This window comes from Actinoallomurus liliacearum (assembly GCF_039542035.1).
In the GTDB taxonomy this organism is placed as follows: Bacteria; Actinomycetota; Actinomycetes; order Streptosporangiales; family Streptosporangiaceae; genus Actinoallomurus; species Actinoallomurus liliacearum.
In genome coordinates this window covers 524,683-551,601 of record NZ_BAABHJ010000040.1, presented here as the reverse complement: position 1 = coordinate 551,601, position 26,919 = coordinate 524,683, and the positions used below count along the sequence as shown (strand labels likewise).

Genomic DNA, 26,919 nt, shown 5'->3' with positions numbered 1-26,919 from the left:
CGACTCAGTGGGCTATTCGGGGGAAACGAATGCTCCGCAAATCGTTCGTCATCATTTCGATAATGCTGCTCGCCCTGTCCGGGTGCGGCGGCGGGACCAAGAGCCGGCCGGAGGCACAGCCCCCGGCCGCCGGCGCGCCGGCGGCGACCCCGGGCGCTGCGGGCGCCCAGGAGCAGACCGCCACCCCGGCGGCCTGCCCGACCAAGAGGGAGAGGCATTTCGTCAAGACGCGGTTCCTCGCCAACGCCGGCCTGGCGGCGGGCACGTTCCGGCGCTACATCTACCGGCCGTTCCGGGAGGGCGCCTTCAACAGCGGCGCTCCCAAGCGGAAGCGGACGATCGTCAAGGCGGCCGCGGCCGCGATCTTCGCCTTCGACCAGCTCCGGCGGGCCAGGGCGAACGCGCAGGCCGACCCGACCCTGTGCAAGACGCTCATCGGGCCGATCGACAAGCTCAGCGCGTCGATGAAGGACCTGCACGGCAAGTTCAAGGGCGGGCAGGCCGACCCCACGGCGATCGGCTCGGCCGAAAGCGGGATCGCCGGCTTCCACAAGGACGCCGCCGGCGCGGGCGCCGGTTTCCAGGACAAGGCGCCGCCGGCGAGCGCGGTCGGCGGCTGAGACGGCCGTCCGGTGACGACCCCGTGGTTCCCGCCGTCATGGGCCACGCGGTCGTCACCCTCCGGTAGACGGGCCGGACACGGGTTAGGCTCGGCGGGTGACAACGCAGCCGGGCCCTTCGGGGGACACACGACTGGCGAGCTGGCCCGCGTTCGTCCGCGAGCTGGACGCCACCCTGTCCGTCCACGCGCAGTACGTGCTGTGGGGCAACCTGCACGACAGCTTCCTCGTCCCCGACGAGGGCCGGTTGTTCCCGCTGCGCGAGCTGCTCTGGGAGGCGCTGCGCCGCAGCGGCTACTCCTTCATGATCGTCTACGATCGCGTCGACGGGCTGCGCGTCCACCCCGCCGACGACAAGGCCGCCGCCGACGCCGCGGCGAGCCTCTTCGGCAGCCGCGTCGACGAGCGGAAGGCCCCCTCCCTCGAGGGCCTCCGCACGTACCTCAGCGCGCTGGCCCGCCCGACCCGGCAGGTCCGCGCCGCGTTCGTCATCGACTACGCCTCCCGGATCGCGCGCAGTCCGACCGACCTCGAGCCCGCCGAGCGCGACTTCTTCGTGTTCTGCGAGAAGCTGGCCCGGACCGCGCTGCCGGTGCGCGGCGACGGCGACCGGCCGAAACCGCTGTACAACCCGGTCATCTGGCTGGCCGGACGCCCCGGCGACCTTCCGCCGTGGTTCACCGCCGACAACGACGCGGTCCGCGAGATCGCCATCCCGCGGCCCCACCTCGGCGACCGGCAGCAGACCGCGCGGCTGCTGGCCCGCGCGTTCGAGGCGACCGACGCCGGCGTCGACGTCACCGACGACTTCGCCCAGGAGGCGGAGGGCCTCACGCTCCAGGCGATGATCGAGATCACCCGGCTCGCCAAGGAGCGCGACGTCCCGCTGCAGGACCTGCCCGACGCCGTCCGCACGTACAAGCTGGGTGTGCTGGACAACCCCTGGAAGCGCGAGCACCTGCGCCGGCGCATCGTCGAGGGGGAGGAGCGGGTGCCGTCCCGCGTCGTCGGGCAGCCGCAGGCGGTCACCAAGACCCTGGACATCCTCAAGCGCGCGGTCCTGGGCCTGTCGGGCGCGCAGGCCGCCCGCGCCTCAAGCCGCCCGCGCGGCGTGCTGTTCTTCGCCGGGCCGACCGGCGTCGGCAAGACCGAGCTGGCCAAGGCCATCACCTCGCTGGTGTTCGGCAACGAGGACGCCTACCTCCGCTTCGACATGAGCGAGTTCTCCGCCGAGCACGCCGGGGACCGGCTCATCGGCTCGCCGCCGGGCTACGTCGGCTTCGAGGCCGGCGGCGAGCTGACCAACGCGGTCCGCCAGGACCCGTTCCGCGTGATCCTGTTCGACGAGATCGAGAAGGCCCATCCGCGCATCCTCGACAAGTTCCTGCAGATCCTGGAGGACGGGCGGCTCACCGACGGCCGCGGCAACACCGCGTTCTTCTCCGAGTCGGTCCTCGTCTTCACCTCCAACCTCGGCACCCGCGGCATCACGCCCGGCATGCCGTACGAGGACCTGGAGGCCCAGGTGCGCAGCGCGATCACCGATCACTTCACCACCGCACTGAACCGCCCGGAGCTGCTCAACCGCTTCGGCGACAACATCGTGATCTTCGACTTCATCGGCCCCGAGGCGGCGAACACGATCTTCGATCTGCAGCTGGCCAACATCTGCCGGCGCGTGAGTGATGAACACCACATGAAGCTCCGGCTCTCGGACGAGGTGACCGCGACCCTGCGCGCCTGGTGCACGAGCGAGCTCGACAAGGGCGGCCGGGGCATCGGCATGGCCCTGGAGTCCTACTTCATCAACCCGCTGGCCCGCGCGCTGTTCGACCTGGGGCCGGCCACCGACGTGACGGTCTCGGGCGTGCACCGCGACGGCAGCATCGTCCGGCTGGACCTGCGGTGATCACCGACGAGGCGGGTGGCCAGGAGCGGACACTGCTGTTGGCCAAGGCGCATTTCCCGGTCACCACCCTGGGACCCGGCCGCCGGGCGGGCATCTGGACCCAGGGCTGCACGATCCACTGTCCCGGCTGCCTGTCCCGTGACACCTGGGCGGCCGATCCGCGCACGGCCATCCCGGTGGCCACGGTTCTGGGCTGGTTGCGGTCGCTGACCGGTGTGGAAGGCGTCACCATCTCGGGGGGCGAGCCCTTCCAGCAGCCGGAGGCGCTGCGCGCGCTTTTGCTCGGCATTCGCGCCTGGGCGTCGCCCGAGATCGACATTCTGGTGTACAGCGGATACGCCGCGTCACGACTTCGCCGATCCGCCCGCAGCCGCGAACTCCTCGAGTTGTGTGATGCGGTGGTCGCGGGACCGTACATTGAACGCCTGAACCAGGCAGATCGGGGGCTTCGCTGGCGTGGATCGTCGAACCAACAGCTCATCACCGTCAGCGACCTTGGCAGGAAACGCTATGGTGACGCGAGGGGCGAAGAAACCCCCCATATGCAGGTTTCGGTGGAAGACAACCGTATCTACTACATCGGGATTCCTCGGAGGGGCGACATGGAGCGGCTGACGGAGCGCCTCTCGCTCTCCGGGGTACACGCCGGGGAGGTTTCATGGCGCCCCTGACATGCCCGGTCTGTGCCGCTCCGGTACGGCAAGGGGATCTCATCTGCATCAACTGCGGAGCGAACCTGGCCCGGCGGGATGCACCCCCGGCGCCCCAGCAGCCCGGCGGTTACCCGCCGCAGGACCAGGGGCAGGCGCCGTACCAGCAGCAGCAGTACGGCCAGCCGCAACAGGACCAGCAGCAGCCCTACGGCGCGCCGCCGCAGCAGTACGGCCAGCCGCAGCAGGACTACCAGCAGCAGCCGTACGGCGCGCCGCAGCAGTCCCCGTACGGCCAGGACCAGCAGCCGCAGTCCTACGGCGCCCCGCAGGACCAGCAGCAGTACGGTCAGCCGCAACAGGACCAGCAGCAGCCCTACGGCGGGCAGCAGCAGCAGTACGACCCGTCTCCGTACGGCGGCGCGCAGCAGTCCTACGGCGCGCCGCAGGACCAGCAGCGGGGCAACCAGTACCCGTCGCCGCAGAACCAGCCCGGCGGGTACGGCGCGCCGCAGCAGGACCCGTCCCCGTACGGCGGCCACCAGCAGCAGGACCAGCAGCAGCCCTACGGCGGGCAGCAGCAGTACGCCCCGCCGCAGCAGCAGGGGTACGGGGGCGGATACGGCGGCCCCGGCGCGCCGCACGTGCCGCCGCCGCCGCGCGAGCCGACCATGACCGGCGGCGAGTCGACGGCCTCGTTCACGCCGTTCTGCCCGCACTGCGGCGCCGACATCCCCGACGTCGGCAACCCGGTCTGCGTCTCCTGCCTGCGCCCGCTGCACGACCAGGGCGGCGGCCCCGGCCCGCAGCAGATCACGATCTTCATCCAGTTCTCCTCGGGCGAGGTGCAGGTCGGCGCCGGACAGGAGCTCGTCCTCGGCCGGGACCCGGTGCAGTCGCCGGTCTCCGGCACGTTCTCCCGGTTCGACAACGTGTCCCGGCGCCACGCGGTGGTCGGCCTCGACGGCAGCGGCCAGGCATGGGTGCGCGACGAGCGCTCCACGAACGGCACCTTCGTCAACGACCGACGGCTGGGACCGGGCGAACAGGCGCCGATACGGGACGGCGACTCCATACGGCTCGCCGCCGACGCGCGCGGCCAGGTCAGGTTCGGCCGCTGAGGTGGTCTCGTCCGTGTCGGCCCGGTCCCGGATCTCCGGGGCCGGGCCGGCGTGGATCGGCCGCCGGCCGTCCCCACGACGGCCGTCCCCGCGCGTTCATCCGCGTCCCGGCGAGATCGGCCGGATCATCCGCGCGGAGGTCCCTGAGGGCCGCGAGCGCGCCGCACAGCGCCCAGTACGCCTCTCAGTAGAGGCCACCGCCGTGAACGAAGACACCGGCCCGGGGCTCGACCGGCCGGCCCGCCCCTGCCGTCACGCTCACGACGATCACCCCTCCCCCCGAGAAGTCCCGACAATGCGGCGTGCACCAAAGCTCGCCAAATGGGTATACGACACGGGGCAAGAGCTGAGTCGTGGTGGCACGGATGAGTATGACCTCGAATGAGGGGCACGGTGAGACAGACATGCGAGGGCTCGTTATGGTGGCCAGGCACTCCATAACGCAGTCCTGGCAGCCACCACCGAACGATTCGGCCGGCCCCATGAACGAGATGAAGTTCACGGCGGAACAGCTGCCAGGCGTGCGTCGCTTCACCGAGGAGCACGCCCGCCGATACAAGGTCGACGAAGACCTGCTCGGCGACCTGGTGATCGCCGTCAACGAGATCGCCACGAACGCCGTACGACACGGGTCGTCCCACGCCGAGCTGCACATGTGGACCGAGAACGGCCGCGTCATCGCGGAGATCCACGACAGCGGCACCTGGACGCTCCTCGCCGACCCCGGCGGCAGCCCGCCTCCACCGGAGGCCGAGGGCGGCATGGGCATCTGGGTCGCCCGCCAGATCTGCTCGGCCGTCCACATCAGTACGGGAATCAGCGGCACCGTCGTACGATTGGAACTCTCTCCGACAGCGCGGTACATCTGACCGGTACCGTGGGTCCTCCAAGGCCGAGGGGGGCACCATGGCAGCGCTCGAACTATCCTCCAGCCGGCATGGCGATCGCACCGTCCTGCGTATCAGTGGCGAGTTGGACATCATCAGCCGGGCTGAGCTCGTCACGTTCCTGGACAAGACCATCAAGGAACACGGCGGCAAGATCATCCTCGACCTGACCGGCCTGGACTTCATGGACACCAGCGCGCTCAGCACGGTCGTCTCCTACTGGAAGCGCCTGACCGCCGGCGAAGGCGGCTTCCTCGCCCTGGCCGGCGCCCAGTACCGCACCGCTCGCGTCCTGTGGATAACCGGCCTGGCCCAGCGCCTCCCCATGTACGACGACGTCGCCGCCGCCCTGGCCGACACCGAGAGCCGCACCTGAGACGACGCCTGGGCGCCGCGCAGTAGGACAGCGGGGCTTTGAGACAGGCCCTAAGGCTCCCTCGCGCCCGAGCTGCGCCCCCGCCGACCGACACGCGCCCCGCCACCGGCCACGCAGCCTCCGCACGAACCGGTCGCGTAGGCCGGCGCCGCGGCGGCGACGGCCCAAGAGGAGCCGACGCGGCGGTCGCCAGGACCGCGGCCCTGCAACGCACGCCGAAGACTCGAAAAAGGGCCGCCCGCAGGCCGCCATTCCGGGAAATTCCGCCCCGCCGAGCCGGCTTCTCCGAGCTTTCGGTATGGCATCCGGGAGCACCCACCACACATAGCGGAAGATCAAGATAAAACCGCCAGCGAATTTTATCTTAGGAAGGATACGTTTATCCTGCCATGTACGCTAAGGTGCTACAGGTAGGATACAAGGCCCGTTCGGCCGCAAGGAGGACCGTGGATCCCGGAACCGACGAATTCGCCGACAGAGCCCTGAGATTCTCGCGCAATCCACTCGGCATCATTGCGCTGTTCATTGTCTTAATCTACGGACTGGCCGCCCTCGTCACAACCTTCGCCAGCTCTCTCTCCAGCGGAGAGAGGCTACCCTTGATCTACTTTCTGATCATTTTTCCGGTATTGATATTGGGCGTCTTCGCCTGGCTCGTCAGCAGACACAGCAATAAGCTCTTCGCTCCAAGCGATTTCAAGGACGAGAGCAACTACGTCAAGGTACTCTCGGCGACCGCGTCGCTGGCCGTGGCATCCGCGCAGAAAGACCAGAACCCCTCGGCAGATGACATCCGCACGATCGTGAGTGCCGTCAGGGAGTCGACTCGGACGACCGGGCAGATCGCCGAAGCGCCGTACTGGCGTCATCATCTGCTCTGGGTGGACGATAACCCGCAGTTCAACACCTACGAACGCAGCGCCTTCGAAGCCATAGGCCTCGATGTGAGCATATCGCTTTCGACAGATGACGCATTGGAGAAGCTCGAGAGCCAGCGGTTCGCTGCAATCATCTCGGATATGGGCCGCCGCGAAGGCCCAAAAGAGGGCTACGTACTGCTCGACGCCCTCCGCCGGCACGGCAATCAGACTCCATTCTTCATCTACACCTCATCGAACGCTTTGGATCACAAGCTGGAAACACTGGAACGCGGCGGCCAAGGCTGCACCGCTGAGGCGCAGGACCTGTTCCGCATGGTGATGAGAGCAGTTGTGAGTCGATAGCTTTCGGGATCCGTCCGGGCCGGGCTGCGCGCGGCGAGGTCTAGAAGGTCTGGTCGTAGACCAGCCCGAGCGCGAGTTCCGCCAGGAGGCCGATGGGGAGCACGACGAGCAGCCAGCGCGCCAGATCCACGTAGCGGCGTCCGCGCAGCCCGAGCAACATGCCCACCGCGACGCCGAGTCCCGCGAACAGGACGGCGCTCGCGGTGTAGTGGAGGCGCCACCAGTAGGCCACGATGGCCTCCGCGAGGAACGCCGCCGCGAGCACCGCGGCTCCCAGCCCGCGCAGTCGGCCGTGCCCGCGCCACCACAGCCGACCGGCCGCCCCGAGCACGGGCCCTCCGGCCACCGCGCAGCCACCCCAGAACAGCAGGATCCCGTGCCCGCCCCCGGCGAAGTAACCGCGCGCCGCCGCCGTGACGTAGTACCCGACCAGCTCGAAGACGCAGGTCGCCAGCCCGGCCACCGCGGCTCCCCAGGGCCGCCGCTGCAGGGCCCCGACCGCGAACGCCGGAGCGAGCCAGGGACTCGCGGCGTTCACCAGGCTGTTCCACGGCAGGTCGAGATACTTCTGCAGGACCTCCGTCACGGCACCCATCACGATCCCGATCACCGGAGCGGCCAGGATCCGTACACCCCAGGACGGAATCGCGGACCGAGCGGTCGTCTCGTCTTCGCGGGCCTCGGTGCCTGTCACGTCGGCGACGATGCCACACTTCCGCCGCTCTGCGGCCGGCTTCGGCAAGCCGAATGCGCGGCCGCATGGGCGTCCTGAGCCAAGCCGGGTCAGTGCCGCTTCGAGGGCGAATCTCCGGCGATGGTCCGCTGACGGTCCGCTTCACGGGCGAGCACGAAGACCATGTCATTGATCGTGCCGTCGCCGTACCGTTCCTTGAGTCGGCTCAGCACCCCCTTGCGGCTCGCTTCGGCGAGCATGCCGGTCAGCGCGAAGTATGGGACCTCACGACCTGCGGAAAAATCGTCGTGTACGGCTCGAGCGACGTCCACCAGATCCGAATGCGGAGCCGATTCGGCAAGGACCATGTACGAGGCGTCTTTGAGATCCATGAAGGAATCCTAGGCACTCCGACCACCACACCTCGGGGTGTTTCACAGCTCCGGTCCAGACGTAGCGGGTGGTGGTGGCCAGAAGCGGCCGTACCTGCGAGTTACGTCCTCGGCGACCTCGCGAATCTCGGGATCGTCGTGGGTGACCGCCCGGTCCGCCAATTGACGCAGCAGCGGCCATGCTCCGACATGGGCGAGGAGTTCGGCCAAGCGCAGGTGATCATCGGCGTCAGCCGTCTTCAAAAGGCCGGACACCATCGGGGTGAGCATGGGCCAGAGACGGTCGGGCGGTATGCGGTGCACCACCCTGCGCGCCTGGAGCGCCCATCGGTGGGACATGGAAAGCCCGACTAGTTGGGGCAGCACGTCGGGGGCGTCTTCAGAAAGCGAGTCCAGGAAGCCGAGCGCGGAGCCCTGCTGCCAGGCATCGCCGGAAAGTGCGGCTTTCACGACTTCCGATCGACCTTTTGCGTTCCGGTAGAAGTCGGCTCGGCGGCGGACGAGTTCCTTCTCGGCCGCAACGACTGCGTCCCACAGGTCTTGGTCACCACGGTCGTTCATGAGTGCTCTCCTAAGCGTCAGGCCGCCGGACCGAGGTCGCGGCCGTCGACGACCTCAACGTGGGTGATAGCCATGATCGTGTTATCCGATGGATCGACGATCCGCAGCGCCTCAACGATGTCGGAGACCAATCCGGGGAAGGCGTCGGCCAGGCGAGGGCGCCGATCTGTGGTCACGATCCAGACGGTACGCGTCCGGCGCTGTGGGAGGACGCCGGATGGAAAGATGATCGCGGCGCTCCGAGGGAAGTGAAAGCAGGTACTGCCGAATGTTCGTCGCGCGGTCCGGTCCGTCTCGCCGTGGTCTGCTGGTGGCCGCGGCGCTCCTGCCGCTGGCGGGCTGCGACTCACGTGACCGCCCGGTCTCCACGGCGTCCCCGGCGCCGACTCGCAGCGCCGCCCCTTCCCCGGGCACGTCGCGGTTCGCGGCGCTCGAACGCGAGCACCGCGCCCGGCTGGGCGTGTACGCCCTGGCCACCGGTACCGGCGCCACGATGGCCTATCGCGCGGACGAGCGGTTCGCGTTCTGCTCCACCTTCAAGGCACTCGCCGCGGCCGCGGTCCTGCACCGGAACCCGCTCGGTCATCTGGACAAGCGCGTCACCTACACCAGGGCCGACGTCGACTCCATCTCACCCATCACCCAGAACCACGTCGCGACGGGCATGACCATCCGGCAGCTGTGTGATGCCGCCGTCCGCTACAGCGACGGCACGGCCGGCAATCTGCTGATGCGCGACATCGGCGGTCCGGCGCGGCTGACCGCCTATCTGCGCGAGCTCGGCGACGGCGTCAGCCGGATGGACGACTACGAACCCAAGCTGAACAGGATCCCGCCGAAGGACCCGCGCGACACGACCACTCCTCGGGCGATCGCCGCCGCGTACCGGGAACTGCTGCTCGGTACCGCGCTGACCGCCGACAAGCGCGCCCTGCTCACGGACTGGCTGCACCGCAACACCACCGGCGGGAAACGCATCCGGGCCGGGCTCCCCAGGGGGTGGACGGTGGCCGACAAGACCGGAACCGGCGACTACGGCCGAGCCAACGACATCGCCATCGTGTGGCCGCCCCACACCGCCCCGCTCGTGATCGCCGTCATGTCCGACCGGCCCGGGTACCACACGCCGCCCGTGGACGCCCTGATCGCCGAGGCCACGAAGCGAATCGTCGCCGCGCTGACCTGAGGTCAGCGGTCGCCGCCCTGGTCGAGAAGGTGGGCGTTCATCGCTGCCGCCGCGTCGGCGAGTTCGGGAATCTCCACGACGGTGATCCCGGCGGCCTCCAGGGCTCGTACTCCGTGGGCGTCCGAGACGAATACCGGTGGTTCGCGCCATGCGGTGACCACCCGCCGGATCGGGGAGTCGATGATCAGCTCGGAGCAGGTCCGGGGCCGGGAGCTGCGGCGTGTGCAGGGCTCGAGGGAGCTGTACAGCGTGGCTCCGGGCAGCCGCTCGTCGTCGGGCGCGATCTTGCTCAGCGCGGACTCTTCGGCGTGGAAGTGCGGTCGCTCGCGCGAGAAGCCTCGGGAGATCTCGGCTCCGTGCTCATCGACGATCACACACCCGACCGAGAACGCGGTGTCGCTGGGTGGGCACTGTTCGGCCAGGTCGATGGCGAGGGACAGCCATCGACGATCTTCGGGGCGGCTGGACGGTGTGGAGGACAACTAGGTGACCTTCTCCTTGGGGAGGTAGCGCAGGAACGCGATGTCCCCGATGGTGCGGGCCTCCGCGAGCGTCATCCGGTTCCCCGGCCCGGACGGGAAGTCGCCCGGGTTGACGAACCGCGGGGCATCGGGGTCGCCGAGGAAGAACGGCGCGATGGCGAGGTGGATCTCATCGGCGAGGCCGGCGGTCAGGAACTGGGTGTGGATCGTCCCGCCGCCTTCGACCATGAGCCGTCCGACCCCCCGCCGACCGAGATCATCGAGCATGCCCTCGAGATCGAGACTGGCGCCGAGCCCGGCGACGTCGGCCAGGTCCCCCAGCCGCGCGCGCAGACCGGGGACGGCCGCATCGGGGCAGTAGATGAGCTTGTCCCCGCCGTGGTGCCAGAACTTCAGGTCACGGTCCAGGTCCCCGCTGCGGGTGATCGTGATCTTCAGCGGGTACGGCGGGAGGCCGCGCGCCTCGCGCTCGTCGCGTCGCCTGGCGGACTTCACCAGCAGCCGCGGGTCGTCCCGCCGGAGGGTCGTCGCCCCGATCAGGATCGCGTCGGACTCGGCGCGGACCTGGTCGACCCGGTCGAAGTCGGCCTCGTTCGAGAGCCGTAGCCGGTCGGGACCAGTGTCGTCGATGTACCCGTCCACGGAGGTGGCGACGCTGAGCAGGACGTACGGACGCGTCGTCATGCGCTGCGGGAGATGGACGACAATGACCCGATGACCCGTACCACGGAAGCCCCCTCAGTAGATCTCGCTCAGATCATCCCGGACTTGAGCGCCTACGCGAGTACCACCGTACGGTTGCACCCCCGACCCGGTAGTCCCGGCCCTCGGGACAGTCACATCGGAGGGCCCCTGCTGTGGCCGGCCACGGAGTCATGGCCGCACTGCGAGGCCCCCGACTGCGACCAGTATCCCGGAGAGGATCCGGGATCTCCGATGGTCGCCCTGGCTCAGCTGACCGCCGCGGACTTCCCGGAGATCGCCTTCCCCGAGGGAGCGGACCTGCTCCAGATCCTCTGGTGCGTCGGCTACCACTGCTGCAGTAAGCATGCCCCCTGCCGGGTCGTCTGGCGGCGGGCCGCCGAGGTGACCGAGATCCTCGAGGCCCCGCCCGAGCCGGATCTCGAGGGCGAACTCCCCGGGTTCTACGAGACCTACATCCCGCGTCCGTGCGTCCTGCATCCGGAACGGCTGATCGAGTACCCCTGGCTCGAGGACCTCCCGGACGACCTGAAGGACCGCGTCCGGGCATGGGACCGGGACACGGATCTGTACGAGGACCTGTCGACCGCCCCCGGCTTCAAGATCGGCGGAACCGTGATCCACGGATCGGCGCCGAGCGGGCTGACATGCGTCGCCTGTGACGCCCCGGCCACCCTGCTCCTGCAGCTCGACAACGGTGAGGGCGATGGCCGGTGGTGTGCGATCGAGGACCGTGACCTGGCCTACGGGACACCGGAGTACGAGCAGGCCTACACGCCGACCGGGATGATGGTCGACGTCGGCCCCGGAGGACTCTTCGCCTGCTCGGCCGACCCTGAACACCCGGTGCTCTTCTACAGCCAATGAGCAGGCCGTGTTCCGGCCGTGATGCACTTCCTCGAGGCGATGGGCTGGCTGGCGCTGTTCGTCGTCGGGCTCCCTGCGCTCGGGTACCTGCTCGTGATGCTCTTAGCGAGGCCGCGGCCCCCGGCGACCTTCGCCGCCGGTTACTGGTACACGGTCCCCGCGGACCCGGAGTACATGGTGACGCCCTTCCACGATCACTTCTTCTGCTCCCCCGAGGAGGCCTCTGCCGCGGGGTTCCACGGACCCTGACATCGTCGGCTACGCGTGGTCGGCGGGCTGCCTGGCTGCGGGACCGGATCCTTTTCCAGGGCGAGCGGGAGCGGTACGCGGCAGCGCCGGTCGATGAGGTGATCAGGCCTCGCGCGTGTAGCTGACGTCGAAGTCCTTGCACCAGTCCAGTGCGTCGGATGAGGCCTCCCACGCGCCGGAGATCGTACGTCCGTCGGAGCCGAAGGTCGCGGAGAAGCGCTGATTGAAACCCGGCGCCTCCCGGTACATCGTCCAGACGCCGTCGACCACGTTGAGCCGGTAGACCCGGAAGACGCCCCGCGCGTCGGCGTAGAGCATGGTGAACTCGTCGCGGGAGTCGTCGAGCCCGATGATCGAGGTGACCGGCATGGGTGAGTGGGCCGCCCAGTCGGTGTCGAGCACCTCCGCGGGTTCGGCGTACGTGTACTGACGCATGAACGCGGCATCCTCAACCCACTCGAATCGCGCGTGCGCGAACCCCATCGACCGCCCGTCGACGATCGCCTCCATCCTCCATCCGCCCAGTAGGGCCTCCAGCCGCTTGAACGCCGGGTTCCGCATGCCCTGCTCCTTCTCGGTCGCCGTCACAGGTAAGACCACCTGAACGACCAGAAGTCATCGGCACCGCGACTCGGCGACGCCACGGAAACGGCATCGTCGTCCCGACCGACACGATCACGGTCGGCGCGGACTCGCTACCGGCGTCCGCCGAACTCCCACGCGTGGACCTCGATGTCGGCGTACCGGTCCGAGGCCAGGACGGCGCGGGCCATGTCCGGATCCGGCGCCCTGACCAGCACCGCCGTACCCAGCCAGGTGGTGCCGTCGTCGGACAGCAGTGGCCCGTAGGCGATCAGCTCGTCCTGATCGGGCGGCAGAGCGAGTTCGGCGTCCTTCACCGGGCCGAGGCCGAGCACCAGGAACCGGTTGCCGCCGGTCCGGCCACCGGGGAACTCCCACATGGTGCGTCCCAGCATGTTGCGCCACCGGCGCAGCAGCACGTCCCGGTACACGCCGGCCTGGTGGTTCGGCTCGTCGAAGGCGAACGCGCGGGCGGCGGCGGGATCGGGCAGGTCGACGATGTGCACGCTGCCGGTGGGCGTCTCGCCGTCGCCGGCGAAGGTCGGGCCGCGGGCGATCAGCTCTTTCTCGTACCGGTCCATGTAGGACCAGTGCTCTTCCCCCAGCTCGCCGCGCAAGGCCGCGGAACCGGGCCGGTCCCGGTGGTAACAGAAGAACTCCACGCCCCACAGTGTCCACTGTCGTCGCACATCCGCCCGACCGACCCCGACCCGAATCCCACGAGCCGAGAGGGGCCCGGCTACGCCGAGTGGTCCGAAGCACACCGGTCCTCGTGGTCACCATGAGGCGGCGTCGGCATAGGGCCGGGTCCAGACGGTGACGTGCAGCATCACGGACTTGGTGAACGCCGCGTGCATGCGGTCGACCTGCTCGGGCGAGGCACCCTTGGCGGCCAGGTACTCGCGCGCCGTGGCGATCACGACGGCGGTGAAGCCGAGCAGGTACCGCATCGGGATGTGGTCGAGCGAGTCGGCGTGGTCGGTGAGGTTCTTCTTGGCCCGGGTGTGACGCAGCCCGATCTCGTGCTGGTAGTTCAGCCAGTCCTGGTCCAGGGGACGGGTGCAGGCGTCGATGATGAACCGGGCGAAACGGGGCTTGCTGGCGGCGCCGTACTCCGGGTTGGGCGTGCCATCCGGATGACCGGAAAAAGGGCGCATGAACGGCAGGTCGCCCAGCCGCGCCCGGTACGCGTCGACCATGTCGTCGGCCTGGTCGGCGAGGATCACGGCCGCCTCGCGCAGCGCCTCCTCATCCTCGGGCGTCAGCCCCACGACGGCCTTCAGCCGCTCCAGCTCCTGGAGGGTCAGTGGCGAGGTGGCGGACGCCGCGGTGCCGTAGGTGTAGCCGGGGATCCGCTCGGGGTGCTCGACCACCGACTCGGATATCGGCGTGTGATCACTCATCCTGCTCCTCCCTGGTGAAGCCATACCCGCACGCTAGGCGCGGGACGATTCCACGACGGTCGAAGCATCACCTCGGCGAGCGGGTTCGACGGCGCGACGGCGTGCGGCGGAGTGGGGTGGATCTCAGCCGGCCGGCGATAGACCATCCCGCGTTGCGCATGGTGAGCCGGCGAGCGGTTCGTTCAAGACCGTGGGAACGCCGGGGTGTGAGTCTGCCGGCATGACCGAGCAGACCTTCACTCCCGCGCTGGGACGATTCGCTCCCACGCGGCTCTACGATCCCGTCGTCGCGCTGACCCGCGAGCGGCTGTGGCGGGCGCTGGCCGTCATGCATGTCGCGCCGCGGCCGGACGAGCTGATCGTCGACGTGGGATGCGGCACCGGGTCGACGGCGCTGCTGCTGAACCGCACCGAACCGCGGGCACGGGTCGTGGCGATGGACCCGGACCGGAACGTGCTGGCGATCGCCCGGCGCAAGGCCGAGGCCGCCGGCGCGACAGTACGGTGGGAGACCGGCATGGGCGACGCGCTGCCGGAGGTCGTGGGCGTCGGCGCCGTGGACACGGCGGTGTCCAGCCTCGTCCTCCACCAGTGCCCGATGAGGACGAAGCGTGCCATCCTCGCCTCGGTGCACGCGGTGCTGCGGCCGGGCGGCAAAGTGGTCATCGCCGACTACGGGCTGCAGCGCACCCGGCTGATGCGCCTGGGGTTCCGGATCGTGCAGTTCGCCGACGGCTTCGAGGACACCCGGCCGAACGCCGAGGGCGTGGTGCCGGAGCTGATGGCCGAGGCCGGTTTCGGCGATGTACGGGAGGCCGAGGTCGTCTCAACCCCCACCGGTTCGATCTCGGTCTACGTCGCGTTCCGCGGGTGACGGGCGCAGCATCGGCAGCACGACCGCCGGGGTCAGGCCGATCATCTCGCGGGTCCATCGCGTCAGATGTGCCTGGTCGGCGAAGCCGCTGACGGCGGCCGCCTCCGCCGGCGACCGTCCCGCCCGCAGCGCCTCCACCGCCCGGCGCAGCCGGGTCCAGACGCGCCAGCGGGCCAGCGGCATGCCCAACTGGCCGCGTGCCAGGGCGCGCAGCCGTTGCGGGGACAGGCCGACCTGCGCGGCCAGGTCCGGCATCGAGACCGGCTCGTCGGCCAGCGCGTCCATCGCCGCGAGCAGCCGGGGATCGAGCTCCCCGGACGACCGTACGCCGGCGAGCCGGACGTCGTTCTCGCCGAGGCGGCGCAGTTCGGGAGCCGCGCTGATCCCGCCGCTGGAGCGCTCGCGCAACCGGTCGGCGAACGCGCACTGGGGTTCGACGAAGAAGACGCGCAGCTCCGTCGTCGCCGCCATCCGATGCCGCACCATCGGAGGTACGACGAGCGCCGTGGCGTGGTGGCGGACCCCGGCGGCGTCCACCATGGCGGCCTCGCCGCCGATGGCGACGGTGATCTGGAAGGCGGCGTGACGATGGAAGGCGCTGTCCAACGACGGCCCCTCATAGAGCGCATAGCCGTGACCGACGGAGAAACGCGACGTCATTCCCTCATGATCGGCCGCGACCGCCGCACCCGGCCACCCGACGGCGCAGGGCGGTCTGCCGCTGGAACACCTCGGCGGGCAGAGCTCAGGTCGTCGCCGCCGGGGTGTAGGTCAGGTGGATGACGCCGTTCTCGAAGCTCTCCTGGCCGGTGAGGGTCAACGAGGTGCGCTGGGTGCCGTGGGGGAAGAGCTCGGCCCCCGACCCGAGTATGACCGGGTAGACCATCAGGTGCAGCTCGTCGACCAGGCCGTCGGCCAGGAGCGCGCGCACCAGGGTGCCGCTGCCGCTGATGTAGATACCGCCCGCGACCTCGTCCTTCAGCCTGCGGACGGCCTGCGGATCGTACGGGCCGAGCACAGTGGAGTTCTGCCAGTCTTCGGCCGAGGTCAGGGTGGACGACACGACGTACTTGGGGGTGTCGTTGAAGAACGGGGCGCCCGGGTCCTCCGCGGCGGTACGGGTCGACCAGGCCGGGGCGAACATCTGATAGGTGGTGCGGCCGAGCAGGATGGCGGAGCTGGACTCGGTCAACCGGCCGACCGCCTGCCCCATCGCCTCGGTGAAACCGTAATCCGCGGTCCAGCGTGGATCCTCGAACACGCCGTCCAGGCTGACGAACTCGTGCACGCCGATCGTGCCCATGGTGGTCTCCCTCTCCGAACGGTGACGCGAAGCTTGAGCCGGGACCGGCAGAGGCCTCCGCTGTCCCGAGGACCATGATCGGTCCCGGTGACCTGACGTGACCGCGACCGCGACCGTACAGATCACATCACGGCCGACCGACGATTTCCGGCACCCGGGGAACTGGTTCACGACCGGTCTGTGGAGCGGCGGGTGGGTTCGTAGGGCTGGCGTTCGCCGTTGTCGCCAGCGGCCCAGCTGGCCAGGAGACGGAGTTTGTCGTCGGATTCGCTGCCGGGTTCGGCGCCATAGGCCACCAGGGTGAGGTTGTCGGCGGTCAGGTCGAGTGACTCGTAGATGAGGCACAGGTCGCCGACGACCGGGTGGTGGAAGGGTTTGCTGCCCTGGTGGTACTGACGGACGTCGTGGCGGGCCCAGCGGGTGCGGAAGTCGTCGCTGCGGGTGGACAGTTCGCCGATGAGGTCGGTGAGGTCCTTGTCGTAGGGGTCGCGGCCGGCCTGGGCGTGCAGGAGGGCGACGGTGTCGTCGGCGGCCCGTTCCCAGTCGCCCCAGAACCGGTGGGATCGCTCGTCGAGGAAGATGAACCGGGCGTGGTTGGGAGTGTCGCCGCGGGCCGCGTCGACCATGGGGGCGTACAGGGCGCGGCCGAGCGCGTTGGTGGCCAGGACGTCGCCGCGGCCGTTCATGACGAACGCCGGTGCTTCGGTCATGGAGTCCAGAAGTCGTTGCACGCTGGGCCGTACGGTGCGGGGGGCAGGGCGGTGCCGGCGGCGCGGGCCGGTTCCAGCGGTGCGCGCCAGGTCGCGCAGGTGAATGCCTTCTTCGTCGTTCAGTCTCAGCGCGCGAGCCAGGGCGCCCAGGACGCTGTCAGAGACGCCGGCCAGGTCACCGCGTTCCAGGCGGGAGTAGTACTCGACGCTGATTCCAGCGAGCTGGGCGACCTCGGCGCGGCGCAGCCCGGGCACCCGGCGGGTGCCGTAGGAGGGCAGCCCGGCCTGCTGCGGGCTGATCTTGGCCCGGCGGGAGGTCAGGAATTCACGGATCTCGCTGCGGTGGTCCACCCTTTCGAGGCTAGGCGGCTTCTCCTCGGGTAGGGGTGCCCTGCCAGTACACCTTTCATCAGTGCCTTTCTGCCGCGCCGACCAGCGCCTTCGATGGGTAGTGCCGTCCCTTGACCGGTTGCGAGCACCGTGCCGGGAACCCAGGGGCCCGCCAGGCACGCGACGGCTTCGAGGCGGTCCTGTCGGCTGACGGTACGGCCGGCCATCGGCAGATCAACGGCTTGAGAGACCAACAGGACGAAGGATCATCATGCGCGCTACTTTCCTGCACGCTCCGGGAGACGTTCGGGTGGAGGAGATCGACGACCCGAAGATCATTGAGCCGACCGATGCGATCATCCGGCTGGCTGCGGCCTGTGTGTGCGGCTCGGACCTGTGGCCCTACCGCGGCGTCGAGTCCGTCGACGAGCCCATGCCGATGGGGCATGAGTACGTCGGCGTGGTCGAGGAGGTCGGCGGCGAGGTCACGACCATCAAGCCGGGTCAGTTCGTCGTGGGCTCGTTCGTGGCCTCCGACGGCACCTGCGAGATCTGCCGCTCGGGCTATCCGTCCTCCTGCGCCCACCGCGTGTTCATGTCCCAGGTCGGCACCCAGTCCGAGCGCGCCCGGATCCCCTGGGCCGACGGCACCCTGGTCGCCACCCCCGGCACCCCCGAACCCGACCTGATCCCCAGCCTGCTGGCGGCCTCGGATGTGCTGGGCACCGGCTGGTTCGGCGCGGTGGCCGCCGATGCCGGGCCCGGCAAGACGGTCGCGGTCGTCGGCGACGGCGCCGTCGGCCTGCTGGCGGTGCTGGCCGCCAAGCAGCTCGGCGCCGAGCGGATCATCGCCATGAGCCGCCACGAGGCGCGCCAGAAGCTGGCCCGGGAGTTCGGCGCCACCGACATCGTCACCGAACGCGGCGACGAGGGCGTCGCGCGGATCAAGGAACTGACCGGCGGGCTGGGCGCGCACTCGGTCGTCGAGGCGGTCGGCACCCAGGAATCGATGCACCAGGCCATCGGCTCCACCCGCGCGGGGGGCCACGTCGGCTTCGTCGGCGTCAGCCACGACGTCAGCCTCAGCGGAGAGGACCTCTTCTTCTCCCAGGTCAACCTGCTCGGCGGGCCGGCCCCGGTGCGCCGGTTCCTGCCCGAACTGATCGACCTGATCTGGCAGCGGAAGATCGACCCCGGCAAGGTCTTCGACCTCGCCCTCCCGCTGGACCAGGCGGCCGAGGCCTACAAGGCGATGGACGAACGCCGCGCCATCAAGGCCCTCCTGCGCGTGTGACCCGCGACGGCCACTGCGACTCTTCCTTCGGTCCAGCGGCCCATTCATCGTGGCCCTTCCAGATCCAGGACGATCGGTACGGACGCCGCTGACCGTCTCGTCCCGGGCCGACGTTCGCCCATGCGACCGAGGTCGGCGACAGACCTTCCACGGCTCGGTCAGCTCACGCTCCTCCACGTTCGCCTCCGCTCGTCCCTCGCTACGCGCACGCCGTCGTCCTGGTTGATCAGCGAAAACCGGTTCTGACCTGGTCGGGAGCCTGCCGTGTGCATCCGATTAATCGCTTGCCGCGCGGCCGGCCGGACGTTATGTTCCGCCGAGTCGCCCGCGTCTCGGCGGGCTCGTCGTTTCGGAGGTGTACGGCACATGCGCACGAGCTTTCCTCAGGGGACCTCGCGTTCTGCCCTGTTCCACATCCCCACGACGGAGACAGCGTGTCCATCCGTATCACCCCGCTGACCGACCCGGCCCACACCCACTCCAGCCGGCGTCTTGCCTGGTTGGCCACTCATCCGGACGGGACTCCGGCCGGGTCGGCGTTTCTGCGCCTGTTCACCCGGCCGGGCGAGACCCATCGGGCCGACCTCGACCTCACCGTCCACCCCGCCGAGCGGCGACGCGGCGTCGGTACCCGCCTGCTCGCAGCCGCCGCCGGGGCAGCCCGCGACGACGGCCGGCGCAACGTTTTCGCTCTGGTCGAGGCCGGCTCACCCGGCGAACTGTTCCTGCGCGCTCGCGACTTCCGTCGGGTGCTCACCTTGACGTACGCCCGGTTGGCCCTGGCGCAGGTCGATCCTGACAGGCTCGCCCGGATCGTCGCCCGGCCCCACCCCGGCTACCGGCTGGCCTCGTGGGACGGCGTCGTACCGGACGAGCTCGCCGCGACCTTCGCCGCGTCCCGCCGGGCGATGGACGACATGCCGATGGGCGACACCGACTACGGCACTCAGACCTGGGACGTGGACCGCGTCCGGGCCGCCGCTCGCGCCGTCGGCGACCGCGGCGACCTCCTGCACACCGTCGTCGCCATCGACGAGTCGAACGGCTCGATCGCGGGCTTCACCGAGCTGGTCGTACGAGGCGACGGGAAGGGCGACGCCCAGCACTACGGCACCGGTGTCCTGCCCGAACATCGCGGCCACGGCCTCGGCCTGTGGATGAAGGCCGAGTCGATCCGGCAGGCCGGGGAGCGCCACCCGGCGCTGGACGGCCTGCTGACCGACACCGCCGATGGCAACCGCTCCATGCGCGCCATCAATGACAGTCTCGGTTACGAACCGACCCACCGGGAGTACGGCTACCAACTCGACATCTGACCCGGACAAGGATGATCACCAAGGGCGTCCACGCCTGTTGGCGGGCCACAAGCGCGCGGCGGCGAAATTGATGAGCCGGGCTCTGTTCAGGTAGAGGTATGCGGCTAGACCCCGCTGGGGTGCAGAGCACGCTTCCCCAGCGGCCCCGCGACGATCGCCTGTACGGGCTGTACGCCGTCGGGTTCTGCTCACGTTCGGCCGGTGACCGGTGGAATCAGCCCGCCCTTGGGACCGGTGCTTCGGTCACGAAGATCGTGGCGGACCGGCGGGCCTGCACTGCCTGCATCTGGTCGACTCCCTCGAACTCGTTGCAGAGCAGGAACAGGTGGCGGCCGTCGGGACCGCCGAGGGTGGCAGCGAAGCATGGCAGTTCGGTCTCGACGCGGTGGGTGATCTCGCCGCCGTCGAGCACCCGGACACACGCGCCTGCCGGAGCGTTCGGATCACCTGTGTGTGCGGCCGTGTCGGCGGTCTGCGTCCAGATCGCCGATTCGGCGTCCACGCAGATGCCGTCCGGGCCCTGCCCCTCGGCCCACACCCTGCGGTCGGTGAGCGCACCGTCGTCCTGGATGTCGAACGCGCTGAGCCGGCCGGCGAACGACTCGGCAACGACCAGAGTGGAGCCGTCCGGCGTCACCACCATGCCGTTGGGGAACTCGATGTCGCCGGCCACTTGGCGGTAGGTCCCGTCGGACGCGACGAGGTTGATCCAGCCCGGCTTCGGCGTGCCACCACCGATGAAGTCGAAGTCGAAGCCGTTGACATACATGTGGCCGTGCGGATCGATCACGATCTCGTTGCCGCCCCGCTCGCAGTGCGTCACCAGCGCACCGTCCGGATCCTGACGGGTGACGGCCGGGCCGGTCGTCACCAGGCGTCCGTCAGGCAGCCAGTCGATCGCCCAGCCCATCCTGGGCGGGCCCTCGGCCATCACCTCGGCATTGCCGTCCATGTCGACGGCGACGACCTCGCCCGCGCCCCAGTGGGCGAACCACAGCCGGCCGTCGTGCCACCGGGCGGACTCGACCATGGCCAGGCCGGTCAGCAGCGTGCGAGGTGGGGGCAGATGCTCGATCATGAATCCTCTGTCCTTCCGTGCCTGCGGGCCGTATCGGCGGCCCTTCACCGTCTACACGAACAGACGACCGTCGAATCGACATTCACCAGCCCGGACACATCCAGGAACGTCTCCGACAGCCCACTTTGCGTCCGTCATGGAGTCGGAGCAGGGCTACCGTCGACGCGATCGCGGTGACCTCATCGCTGGGCCGGGTCGCCGCAGAACTCATCGGCGATGAGCGCGTTGATCTCATTTTCGGCGGCCGGGCTCAGCGTGAGGCTGCGGTTGACCGAGATCGTGATCTGGCGTGCGCTCTGCGGGCTGGTGAAGCTGTAGGTGCCGTACCCGGGCACACCGCCGATGTGGCCCCAGACCTGCTGGCCGCACATCTCGGTGTGCCCGAGGCCCAGCCCGTACTCGAAGCCGGGAAAGGCGGGTTCGGACTGCTGCATCTGGCGCAGCAGGGCGGGTCGCACCAGTCGCCCGTCGAGCAACGCCGAGTAGAAGAGGTTCAGGTCGTGGGTGGTCGACACGATGTCGCCGCTCGCCCACGCGACGGACATGTTGTAGGTGGTGAGATCCGTCAACCGGGTCGGCGAATGCACGGCCTCGTACCCGCGTGCCGACGGCTGCCGCAGGCGCGGGTCGTGTCCGGCGAGGTAGGTGTGCCGCAGCCCGGCCGGGTCCAACACGCGCCGGGACAGCTCGTGTGCGTAGCCGTCTCCGGTGACCTTCTCGACGAGCATGCCGAGCATGACGTAGTCGGTATTGGAATACAGGAACTGGCTGCCGGGCGTGAACTGCAGTGGCTTCTGCGTGGCGATGCGCACGAGATCGGCCGGGGCATAGTCCCGGTATCGCGACCGGGCCACGAGCTTCGGATTCGCCCACAGGACGCTTCCGTAGTCGAACAGACCGCTTCGGTGCTGCAGCAACTGACGGACGGTGATCGGTTCGGAGTAAGGCAGCACGCCCGGCAGGTAGCGGTCGATCGGGGCGTCAAGGTCGATCCGCCCATCCGCGACGAGGCTGAGCACCAGGGTCGCGGTGAACGACTTGGTGACGCTGCCGATACGGAACTCGCCGGAGGGCCGCGGCGGTTCGTTGGTGCGGAGATCTCCTACACCGGCCACGACGGACCGGGTGCCACGCTCATCGCGCGTCTCGATGTCGACCCCCGGCACGCCGGCCGCGACGACCCTGCCGGCCTGTTGCGCCAACGTCGACCGCGACGGCGGCGGGACCGACGATGCGACGGGTGCCGCGGCCGTCGGTGCGATGGGCAGCGCCAGGCATACGAGTGCGGATCCGGCGACGACGGCGGCCGCGTGCTTCAGCATTTTCACTACGGCGACGTTAATGACGCGTCACCGCAGGCACAGTGGGGTCAACCCGCTCACTGGGGTGGACCTGGCCCCACCGATCGGATGCCTGAGACCTCGGAGTCGCCCCCGACGCCGGGCGACACGTGATCCGTACGCCGGCTTGGTCGTGGTCCGACCTTCCATCCGTCGGACACCTGTCCTGACGTCCACCTGCGGTGATCAGGACGGATGTCATGAGCCTCACTCGTGTCAGGATGCCCGGGCGTCCGCGGCGGGCTTGAGCACCTCCCTGCACCAGGTGCGGAAGTCTGTTGCAGTGGGTTTGGCGGTCGCCCAGTCCGCGTCGTAGATGCCCTGGTCCTGTGCGGCGAACGCCTCGGTCAGGTCCTTGACCGCCTGGTCGCCGGCGCCTCCGGAGCGGAGCAGCGACGCGTAGTCGTCCATGCTCATGCGACGGTAGGTGACCGGACGCCCGAGTTCCTGGCTGATCACCTCGGCCATCCCGTCGGGGGTCATTCGGTCGGGGCCGAACACGGGGAGGCTCTCCTGCCCGGTCCAGGACCGACCGGTGAGCAGGTCGGCGGCGATGCCGGCGATGTCCCGTGTCGCGATCGACGCCAGCGGCAGGTCACCTGCACAGGTCAGGTAGAACGCGCCTTGCCCGCAGATCGCATCGAGTTGCCGGAGGAGGTTCTCCATGTAGAAGGGCATGGACAACGCCCGATACGCGGCACCGGACCTGCCGAGTTCGGCGTCCATCGCGAAGGCCGCCGAGAGGACGCCGGCCGGCGTCGGCCAGCCGTGCCCGGCGCTGGACACCCCGACGACGTGGCCGACATCGTGGCGGGCGATGGCAGCGGCGCCCGCCCGGGCGAAACTGAGGTAGTGCGCCTCGGCGCTCGGCGCCTGCGGGTTCGGCGGGACGAGCCAGAACAGCGCTTCGGCCCCGGGCAGTGCCTTGTCGAGCACGGCCGGATCGTCGTGGGAGCCATCGATGGTCTCGACCCGCTCGCGGACCGTGTCATCCAGACGTGAGGCGTCACGGACGATGACCCGGACCTCCTTGTCCTGGTCGAGCAGCTGACGGACCAACTGGCTGCCGATCTGCCCTGTCGGTGTGGTGATGACGAACATCGGACCCTCCATAACCTGAACCTGAACTCCGGTTCCGAATATAGCCGCCTTCCGCATGCCGTCAACTAGAGTGAAGCGACCATGACCGCTCCCAAACGCCCGCTGCGCGCCGATGCCCGGCGCAACCGCGAGGCCGTCCTCGACGCCGCCGGCGAGCTGTTCGCCCAGCGAGGCGACGCCGTGCAGATGGACGAGATCGCCGAGCGCGCCGGCTTGGGCGTCGGCACCCTCTACCGGCACTTCGCCGACAAGCAAGCGCTACTCGCAGCGATCATCGGCCGCCGATTCGAGGCGATGACCACCCTCGCCCGCGCCGCCGACGAGGCCGAGGATCCCTGGGCGGCGTTCGAGACGCTGCTGTACGGCTATCTGGAGTCCGCACAGGCCGACGCCGCGTTCCGCTTCGCGCTCCTCGGCCCGGAAGAGCCGAGCTGGAACGACATCGCCGCCGAGAAGACGGATTTCTCAGCGATCACCGAACGCATCGTGCAGCGCGCCGTCGACGCCGGCCGCCTCCGTGAGGACTTTCGCGCCGATGACTTCGTCCTCGTCACCCGTGGCGCCATGGCGAACATGACCGGCGCCGGTGGCTGGCGTAGGCACGTCACGCTTCTACTCGAGGGCATCCGCAGCCCCGAACGCTAAAGGCCCGTTCCCAAGCCGGTCAACAACCTCGCTACCTCAAGTCCGGTATTGAGATAATCGACGAAAAGAGAATTGTTCAGGGCCCATTTGGATCGACGGTAGCGAATTAAAAAGATCGCGTCTTCGGTGGAGTAGCCCATATTGATGAGGGCTTGGGCAACGACCAGGCCGGAACGGTTGTATCCGGAGTGGCAACGGGCCAGGACGCGGCGGCCGTCGCCGACCGCCGCTGCGACGATGTTCGCCATCTGGCAGATCGACTCGACCTGGGCCGGGCTCAGCGGTCCGTCCGGAGCCTGGACGTAGTGATGTTCCACCCCCGCAGCCGGACCGTGGCCATCACGTTGGTAGAGGCTGATCACGACATCGAACTCAGTACCGACGATGACAGGTCGTCGAACACCGGCGTGGTCCTGGTAGTGATGGCCGCCCATCCATAGCAAAGTGACGATCTCGTCCCATGGCGAATTCGCGTCGGGCGCTCCACGGCCCTTGGTCCGCACGGTGTCGCTCCTAGCGGGTCCACCCGACCATGTTCGAAAGCCGGGAGAGATCACACGATCACGATGCCACGGTACACACGGCGTCGCGATCCGAGATCAGTTCTCGCCGATCTTCTGCTGTCTACGAGCCGGCCGGCACTGCTCGTCTTCGCGCTCCTTGCGTGGTTCTTGGCCGCGCTACCGGTCATGGCACTGCTCTGGGTGTTACCGCCGCTCCCGCGCGCTGCCGTCGCCGCCGCGGTCATGCATGCCGTGCCGCCTTCATTCGCGGGTAGACCCGGATACGACAACGTGACGTGTACCACATTGCCGGGATGTCACGCCGCTTCGGGCTCTTACGTCTCGTGAGGTGTGACAGTTCATCTGGCAAGGTTCAAGCGGACAGCAGTACTCGGACTGGCCGCAGCGGCCGCGCTCATCGGCCCCGCGGCAGTCTGCGCTCCGGCGGACGCAGGGTCAACACCGGAAGCCATATGCGGCAGCGGCTACCACGAAATCGACCAGCACAACCTGAACAACGTCGTCACCTTCTACCTGATGTACAACGGCAGCACCGACTGCCAGGTCGCCTGGAAGACCGCCAACGTGGGCATCCCCACCGAAGTGGCCACGATCATCGAGAGACAAAGCGACCACCATCACGTTGCTGACGACGGCAAGTACTCTTACTACGCCGGTCCGGTGAAGATCTACGCCCCGGGAACGTGCATCGACTGGGGTGGCAGTGCCGGAAGCTACGGGTACTGGGAATCCGGCTGGTCACACTGCCGCTGATCACTCAGAGGCGAACACCGGCTCGGACCGCCCTCACGGTCAGAGGCAGCCGGTGACTTCATCGCGGGTCAACCGTTGGGACGGCGGCGCCACAGGGATTGCGGTAGTTGGCCACTCACCATGTCGAGCCCGTACGCGTCTCCAGCCGGCAGACAAGAGCGTCAGCAGCGTCCCTCGGCGAGAAGCCGGCATCCTCGCAGCTCGTGACCGTACGCTCGCCTAGCCCTCTACGGCGACGCCGAGCACGATGATGATCGTTATGAGCAGACCCAGGATGAGCCCGATCGCTTGGGGCGTCAGCTGGTTCCGCAACCGCTTCGGCGGCTGGAACCGTGCGGCCGGGTCCGTGCTCAACTCCCACCAGTTGATTACCCGCTGCACATCCACGTGGAAATCGGGGTCGGGGTACCGGGTGCTGTGCTGGAGCGCAGGCAGTGAGCGACGCCGCCCGTCCGCGAGGGTGATACGAGCCGTGAGCGCCGTCCCATATTGGCTCTTGGTCTCGCGTACGTCGATCCACCGGATCTCCCGCCAGGGGTAGGTACGACCACGCCCGATACCCCAGCAGATGGTTATTCCGGCCGCCCCGACCGTGGTCCAGCTTCGAAGCGCCATGGACATGCCGAGAGCGACGAGCGCGACCGTACCGCCCAGCAGCCAGCAGGAGCCCACGATGCCGAGTCGAAAGAAGGCAAACGCTCCTTCGATGGCCAACCCGAGGCCCAGCGCCGCAAAATGCGGCCAGGATGGGTGATACCGATCTTTCCCCTGAAAGCTCAGCTCGTTCACGGAGCGCACGCTACATCTCCGGCCCTCGGACGGATCAGCCGCCCCTCGCCGGCCGTCATCCGGCTTCGCTCCTGCTCACAGACGCAAGCCAGGTAATTCGAGGACAAGCCGGTGTACGTCGCCGCCACGCCGGCCCGCAAGGACGCCCGCGACATCCTCGCCGGCATCCCGTACTGAAGCAGGTGCCGGACATCCGGACGGCGCGGAGGCGTTGGTCGTTGTCATTGTCGTCACAGCTGTCGTCAGGGCCATGGCAGCGACCAGAGATCGGGTCGATACGACGGGTTTTACTCGGTCACACCAGATCACGATGGCCAAGTGCTGATCCTCAGCCACCGTAGAGAAGTCGCAGAGCGCGGTGAACGAGAGAATCCGTTCCAAGTCAATGGCGCGCAATACGGTAGCTGCGCACTGATCCGGGTGTCGAACGGGCCCGGCTCCACCACTGCCGAGGCGGGTGGGGCCAGGCTCTCCCGACGCCCGCCCGCCGTCCGTGCGCCACAGTTCGAAGGCGCCCGTCTTCGATCCGTGAACTTCGCCGGCCGCGCCGCATCGCAAGACATGTGATCCGATCAAGGGGAGCACGGAACAGCGAATTGAGGGGGATATTTTGCCAGCGATGAAGGCTACCTTCGGTGCGATCGCAATAGTGACACTGGGCATCTTCCTGACCGGTTGCGGAGGAGGTGCAGTGAACGCGGCTTCGTCTCCCCCCAGCACAGCGGTCCCGGCCCAGAAGAGCGCGAGATCTCCGGCGAGTACGCAGGTGAAGGCGGGCGTGAAGTGCACCGACCAGATCAACTACTCGGGTGACTCCAGGTCCAACGCGGAAATCAACAGCATCGGCGAACGGACAGGCTACTGCCCTCCAGTCCGGTAACCCTGACTAGGAGCAGCCGGCCTGGCGCCTCTCGTTCGAGAGCCGCTCTAGGTCGTCCCGTCCGACCCTGGGTGGGCGGTGAGTCTGCGGCGAATGGAG

The 26,919-nt window shown here is 68.8% G+C and carries 32 protein-coding genes; 15 read left to right on the top strand and 17 right to left on the bottom strand.

The window, feature by feature from the left end:
* Window positions 1–62 precede the first annotated feature (62 nt).
* The 7 genes from ABD978_RS41300 to ABD978_RS41270 all read left to right on the top strand — a co-directional run bounded on the left by ABD978_RS41300 (window position 63) and on the right by ABD978_RS41270 (window position 6,786).
* A complete protein-coding gene (locus tag ABD978_RS41300) occupies window positions 63–620 on the top strand; it encodes a hypothetical protein (RefSeq protein ID WP_345366760.1) in 558 nt (185 codons plus the stop codon).
* 97 nt (window positions 621–717) lie between these two features.
* Window positions 718–2,529: an AAA family ATPase gene (locus ABD978_RS41295; RefSeq protein ID WP_345366758.1), complete on the top strand. Its 1,812-nt coding sequence runs from the start codon at window positions 718–720 to the stop codon at window positions 2,527–2,529.
* A complete protein-coding gene (locus ABD978_RS41290) occupies window positions 2,526–3,200 on the top strand; it encodes a 4Fe-4S single cluster domain-containing protein (RefSeq protein WP_345366755.1) in 675 nt (224 codons plus the stop codon). Before ABD978_RS41295 ends, ABD978_RS41290 begins: the two co-directional genes overlap by 4 nt.
* The gene (locus ABD978_RS41285) at window positions 3,188–4,300 is read left to right on the top strand and encodes an FHA domain-containing protein (RefSeq protein ID WP_345366753.1); all 1,113 of its coding nucleotides are present in this window, start codon (window positions 3,188–3,190) and stop codon (window positions 4,298–4,300) included. The genes ABD978_RS41290 and ABD978_RS41285 overlap by 13 nt, the downstream gene beginning before the upstream one ends.
* Window positions 4,301–4,791: 491 nt before the next feature.
* Window positions 4,792–5,169 (top strand): ATP-binding protein, encoded by a 378-nt coding sequence (locus tag ABD978_RS41280; RefSeq protein WP_345366751.1) that lies wholly within the window; start codon window positions 4,792–4,794, stop codon window positions 5,167–5,169.
* Between the two features lie 37 nt (window positions 5,170–5,206).
* Window positions 5,207–5,563 (top strand): STAS domain-containing protein, encoded by a 357-nt coding sequence (locus ABD978_RS41275; protein ID WP_345366749.1) that lies wholly within the window; start codon window positions 5,207–5,209, stop codon window positions 5,561–5,563.
* Window positions 5,564–6,009: 446 nt separating this feature from the next.
* A complete protein-coding gene (locus tag ABD978_RS41270; RefSeq protein WP_345366747.1) occupies window positions 6,010–6,786 on the top strand; it encodes a response regulator in 777 nt (258 codons plus the stop codon).
* 40 nt (window positions 6,787–6,826) lie between these two features.
* Here the strand turns inward: ABD978_RS41270 and ABD978_RS41265 are convergent, their stop codons facing one another.
* The 4 genes from ABD978_RS41265 to ABD978_RS41250 all read right to left on the bottom strand — a co-directional run bounded on the left by ABD978_RS41265 (window position 6,827) and on the right by ABD978_RS41250 (window position 8,588).
* Window positions 6,827–7,480 (bottom strand): DUF6518 family protein, encoded by a 654-nt coding sequence (locus ABD978_RS41265; RefSeq protein WP_345366745.1) that lies wholly within the window; start codon window positions 7,478–7,480, stop codon window positions 6,827–6,829.
* An 89-nt stretch (window positions 7,481–7,569) separates the two neighbouring features.
* Window positions 7,570–7,851, bottom strand: a complete 282-nt coding sequence (locus ABD978_RS41260) for a hypothetical protein (protein ID WP_345366743.1) — start codon at window positions 7,849–7,851, stop codon at window positions 7,570–7,572.
* A gap of 42 nt (window positions 7,852–7,893) precedes the next feature.
* Window positions 7,894–8,412 (bottom strand): hypothetical protein, encoded by a 519-nt coding sequence (locus ABD978_RS41255; protein WP_345366741.1) that lies wholly within the window; start codon window positions 8,410–8,412, stop codon window positions 7,894–7,896.
* A 17-nt stretch (window positions 8,413–8,429) separates the two neighbouring features.
* Window positions 8,430–8,588 (bottom strand): hypothetical protein, encoded by a 159-nt coding sequence (locus tag ABD978_RS41250; protein ID WP_345366739.1) that lies wholly within the window; start codon window positions 8,586–8,588, stop codon window positions 8,430–8,432.
* A gap of 92 nt (window positions 8,589–8,680) precedes the next feature.
* Here ABD978_RS41250 and bla point away from each other — a divergent pair, with 92 nt between their 5' ends.
* Window positions 8,681–9,598 carry a class A beta-lactamase gene (gene bla / locus ABD978_RS41245; RefSeq protein ID WP_345366737.1) on the top strand — a complete coding sequence of 306 codons (918 nt, stop codon included), beginning with the start codon at window positions 8,681–8,683 and terminating at the stop codon, window positions 9,596–9,598.
* Window positions 9,599–9,600: 2 nt separating this feature from the next.
* Here bla and ABD978_RS41240 read toward each other — a convergent pair whose 3' ends face one another.
* Together ABD978_RS41240 and ABD978_RS41235 are read right to left on the bottom strand one after the other, a co-directional pair.
* A complete protein-coding gene (locus tag ABD978_RS41240) occupies window positions 9,601–10,080 on the bottom strand; it encodes a cytidine/deoxycytidylate deaminase family protein (protein ID WP_345366735.1) in 480 nt (159 codons plus the stop codon).
* Window positions 10,081–10,764 (bottom strand): RibD family protein, encoded by a 684-nt coding sequence (locus tag ABD978_RS41235; protein WP_345366733.1) that lies wholly within the window; start codon window positions 10,762–10,764, stop codon window positions 10,081–10,083.
* A gap of 252 nt (window positions 10,765–11,016) precedes the next feature.
* On the opposite strand from ABD978_RS41235, the gene ABD978_RS41230 reads away from it, so the two are divergent.
* On the top strand, window positions 11,017–11,649 hold the full coding sequence (locus ABD978_RS41230; protein ID WP_345366731.1) for a hypothetical protein: 633 nt from the start codon (window positions 11,017–11,019) through the stop codon (window positions 11,647–11,649).
* An 18-nt stretch (window positions 11,650–11,667) separates the two neighbouring features.
* On the top strand, window positions 11,668–11,898 hold the full coding sequence (locus tag ABD978_RS41225; protein WP_345366729.1) for a hypothetical protein: 231 nt from the start codon (window positions 11,668–11,670) through the stop codon (window positions 11,896–11,898).
* A gap of 102 nt (window positions 11,899–12,000) precedes the next feature.
* Here the strand turns inward: ABD978_RS41225 and ABD978_RS41220 are convergent, their stop codons facing one another.
* The 3 genes from ABD978_RS41220 to ABD978_RS41210 all read right to left on the bottom strand — a co-directional run bounded on the left by ABD978_RS41220 (window position 12,001) and on the right by ABD978_RS41210 (window position 13,883).
* Window positions 12,001–12,486 (bottom strand): hypothetical protein, encoded by a 486-nt coding sequence (locus ABD978_RS41220; RefSeq protein ID WP_345366727.1) that lies wholly within the window; start codon window positions 12,484–12,486, stop codon window positions 12,001–12,003.
* Window positions 12,487–12,593: 107 nt separating this feature from the next.
* Window positions 12,594–13,142 carry a YciI family protein gene (locus tag ABD978_RS41215; RefSeq protein ID WP_345366725.1) on the bottom strand — a complete coding sequence of 183 codons (549 nt, stop codon included), beginning with the start codon at window positions 13,140–13,142 and terminating at the stop codon, window positions 12,594–12,596.
* A 114-nt stretch (window positions 13,143–13,256) separates the two neighbouring features.
* On the bottom strand, window positions 13,257–13,883 hold the full coding sequence (locus ABD978_RS41210) for a protoglobin domain-containing protein (protein ID WP_345366723.1): 627 nt from the start codon (window positions 13,881–13,883) through the stop codon (window positions 13,257–13,259).
* A 220-nt stretch (window positions 13,884–14,103) separates the two neighbouring features.
* On the opposite strand from ABD978_RS41210, the gene ABD978_RS41205 reads away from it, so the two are divergent.
* Entirely contained in the window at window positions 14,104–14,757 is a 654-nt protein-coding gene (locus tag ABD978_RS41205; protein WP_345366721.1) for a class I SAM-dependent methyltransferase, read from the top strand.
* Here the strand turns inward: ABD978_RS41205 and ABD978_RS41200 are convergent.
* From ABD978_RS41200 to ABD978_RS41190, 3 genes are all read right to left on the bottom strand, one after another.
* The gene (locus ABD978_RS41200; RefSeq protein ID WP_345366719.1) at window positions 14,710–15,417 is read right to left on the bottom strand and encodes a helix-turn-helix domain-containing protein; all 708 of its coding nucleotides are present in this window, start codon (window positions 15,415–15,417) and stop codon (window positions 14,710–14,712) included. The two genes, ABD978_RS41205 and ABD978_RS41200, sit on opposite strands and share 48 nt — an antisense overlap.
* Window positions 15,418–15,502: 85 nt before the next feature.
* Window positions 15,503–16,060, bottom strand: coding sequence for a dihydrofolate reductase family protein (locus ABD978_RS41195; RefSeq protein WP_345366717.1), 558 nt, complete (start codon window positions 16,058–16,060; stop codon window positions 15,503–15,505).
* A gap of 167 nt (window positions 16,061–16,227) precedes the next feature.
* Entirely contained in the window at window positions 16,228–17,121 is an 894-nt protein-coding gene (locus ABD978_RS41190; RefSeq protein WP_345366715.1) for a helix-turn-helix domain-containing protein, read from the bottom strand.
* Between the two features lie 250 nt (window positions 17,122–17,371).
* Here ABD978_RS41190 and ABD978_RS41185 point away from each other — a divergent pair, with 250 nt between their 5' ends.
* Together ABD978_RS41185 and ABD978_RS41180 are read left to right on the top strand one after the other, a co-directional pair.
* Complete coding sequence (locus ABD978_RS41185; protein ID WP_345366713.1) at window positions 17,372–18,394, top strand: zinc-dependent alcohol dehydrogenase family protein; 1,023 nt, start codon at window positions 17,372–17,374, stop codon at window positions 18,392–18,394.
* A 434-nt stretch (window positions 18,395–18,828) separates the two neighbouring features.
* A complete protein-coding gene (locus ABD978_RS41180) occupies window positions 18,829–19,710 on the top strand; it encodes a GNAT family N-acetyltransferase (RefSeq protein ID WP_345366711.1) in 882 nt (293 codons plus the stop codon).
* A 214-nt stretch (window positions 19,711–19,924) separates the two neighbouring features.
* On the opposite strand, the gene ABD978_RS41175 is transcribed toward ABD978_RS41180, so the two are convergent.
* The 3 genes from ABD978_RS41175 to ABD978_RS41165 all read right to left on the bottom strand — a co-directional run bounded on the left by ABD978_RS41175 (window position 19,925) and on the right by ABD978_RS41165 (window position 23,229).
* Entirely contained in the window at window positions 19,925–20,788 is an 864-nt protein-coding gene (locus tag ABD978_RS41175; RefSeq protein WP_345366709.1) for an SMP-30/gluconolactonase/LRE family protein, read from the bottom strand.
* 179 nt (window positions 20,789–20,967) lie between these two features.
* Complete coding sequence (locus ABD978_RS41170; RefSeq protein WP_345367430.1) at window positions 20,968–22,110, bottom strand: serine hydrolase domain-containing protein; 1,143 nt, start codon at window positions 22,108–22,110, stop codon at window positions 20,968–20,970.
* Between the two features lie 234 nt (window positions 22,111–22,344).
* Window positions 22,345–23,229 carry an NAD(P)H-binding protein gene (locus ABD978_RS41165; protein WP_345366706.1) on the bottom strand — a complete coding sequence of 295 codons (885 nt, stop codon included), beginning with the start codon at window positions 23,227–23,229 and terminating at the stop codon, window positions 22,345–22,347.
* Between the two features lie 81 nt (window positions 23,230–23,310).
* Between ABD978_RS41165 and ABD978_RS41160 the strand changes: the two genes are divergently transcribed.
* Complete coding sequence (locus ABD978_RS41160; protein WP_345366704.1) at window positions 23,311–23,874, top strand: TetR/AcrR family transcriptional regulator; 564 nt, start codon at window positions 23,311–23,313, stop codon at window positions 23,872–23,874.
* Here the strand turns inward: ABD978_RS41160 and ABD978_RS41155 are convergent.
* Window positions 23,871–24,377, bottom strand: coding sequence for a protein-tyrosine phosphatase family protein (locus tag ABD978_RS41155; protein ID WP_345366702.1), 507 nt, complete (start codon window positions 24,375–24,377; stop codon window positions 23,871–23,873). The two genes, ABD978_RS41160 and ABD978_RS41155, sit on opposite strands and share 4 nt — an antisense overlap.
* Before the next feature lie 351 nt (window positions 24,378–24,728).
* Here ABD978_RS41155 and ABD978_RS41150 point away from each other — a divergent pair, with 351 nt between their 5' ends.
* A complete protein-coding gene (locus ABD978_RS41150) occupies window positions 24,729–25,151 on the top strand; it encodes a hypothetical protein (RefSeq protein WP_345366700.1) in 423 nt (140 codons plus the stop codon).
* Between the two features lie 219 nt (window positions 25,152–25,370).
* On the opposite strand, the gene ABD978_RS41145 is transcribed toward ABD978_RS41150, so the two are convergent.
* Window positions 25,371–25,940 carry a PH domain-containing protein gene (locus tag ABD978_RS41145; RefSeq protein ID WP_345366698.1) on the bottom strand — a complete coding sequence of 190 codons (570 nt, stop codon included), beginning with the start codon at window positions 25,938–25,940 and terminating at the stop codon, window positions 25,371–25,373.
* Window positions 25,941–26,919 lie beyond the last annotated feature (979 nt).

Excerpts from the sequence above, each read along its gene's own strand:
- ABD978_RS41300 (WP_345366760.1), top strand. The coding sequence starts at position 63 with ATGCTGCTCGCCCTGTCCGGGTGCGGCGGCGGGACCAAGAGCCGGCCG.
- ABD978_RS41230 (WP_345366731.1), top strand. The coding sequence starts at position 11,017 with ATGGTCGCCCTGGCTCAGCTGACCGCCGCGGACTTCCCGGAGATCGCC.
- ABD978_RS41170 (WP_345367430.1), bottom strand. The coding sequence starts at position 22,110 with ATGCTGAAGCACGCGGCCGCCGTCGTCGCCGGATCCGCACTCGTATGC.
- ABD978_RS41210 (WP_345366723.1), bottom strand. The coding sequence starts at position 13,883 with ATGAGTGATCACACGCCGATATCCGAGTCGGTGGTCGAGCACCCCGAG.
- ABD978_RS41165 (WP_345366706.1), bottom strand. The coding sequence starts at position 23,229 with ATGTTCGTCATCACCACACCGACAGGGCAGATCGGCAGCCAGTTGGTC.
- ABD978_RS41195 (WP_345366717.1), bottom strand. The coding sequence starts at position 16,060 with ATGGGCACGATCGGCGTGCACGAGTTCGTCAGCCTGGACGGCGTGTTC.
- ABD978_RS41285 (WP_345366753.1), top strand. The coding sequence starts at position 3,188 with ATGGCGCCCCTGACATGCCCGGTCTGTGCCGCTCCGGTACGGCAAGGG.
- bla (WP_345366737.1), top strand. The coding sequence starts at position 8,681 with ATGTTCGTCGCGCGGTCCGGTCCGTCTCGCCGTGGTCTGCTGGTGGCC.
- ABD978_RS41235 (WP_345366733.1), bottom strand. The coding sequence starts at position 10,764 with ATGACGACGCGTCCGTACGTCCTGCTCAGCGTCGCCACCTCCGTGGAC.
- ABD978_RS41275 (WP_345366749.1), top strand. The coding sequence starts at position 5,207 with ATGGCAGCGCTCGAACTATCCTCCAGCCGGCATGGCGATCGCACCGTC.
- ABD978_RS41205 (WP_345366721.1), top strand. The coding sequence starts at position 14,104 with ATGACCGAGCAGACCTTCACTCCCGCGCTGGGACGATTCGCTCCCACG.
- ABD978_RS41260 (WP_345366743.1), bottom strand. The coding sequence starts at position 7,851 with ATGGATCTCAAAGACGCCTCGTACATGGTCCTTGCCGAATCGGCTCCG.
- ABD978_RS41175 (WP_345366709.1), bottom strand. The coding sequence starts at position 20,788 with ATGATCGAGCATCTGCCCCCACCTCGCACGCTGCTGACCGGCCTGGCC.
- ABD978_RS41200 (WP_345366719.1), bottom strand. The coding sequence starts at position 15,417 with ATGACGTCGCGTTTCTCCGTCGGTCACGGCTATGCGCTCTATGAGGGG.
- ABD978_RS41185 (WP_345366713.1), top strand. The coding sequence starts at position 17,372 with ATGCGCGCTACTTTCCTGCACGCTCCGGGAGACGTTCGGGTGGAGGAG.
- ABD978_RS41255 (WP_345366741.1), bottom strand. The coding sequence starts at position 8,412 with ATGAACGACCGTGGTGACCAAGACCTGTGGGACGCAGTCGTTGCGGCC.
- ABD978_RS41280 (WP_345366751.1), top strand. The coding sequence starts at position 4,792 with ATGAAGTTCACGGCGGAACAGCTGCCAGGCGTGCGTCGCTTCACCGAG.
- ABD978_RS41160 (WP_345366704.1), top strand. The coding sequence starts at position 23,311 with ATGACCGCTCCCAAACGCCCGCTGCGCGCCGATGCCCGGCGCAACCGC.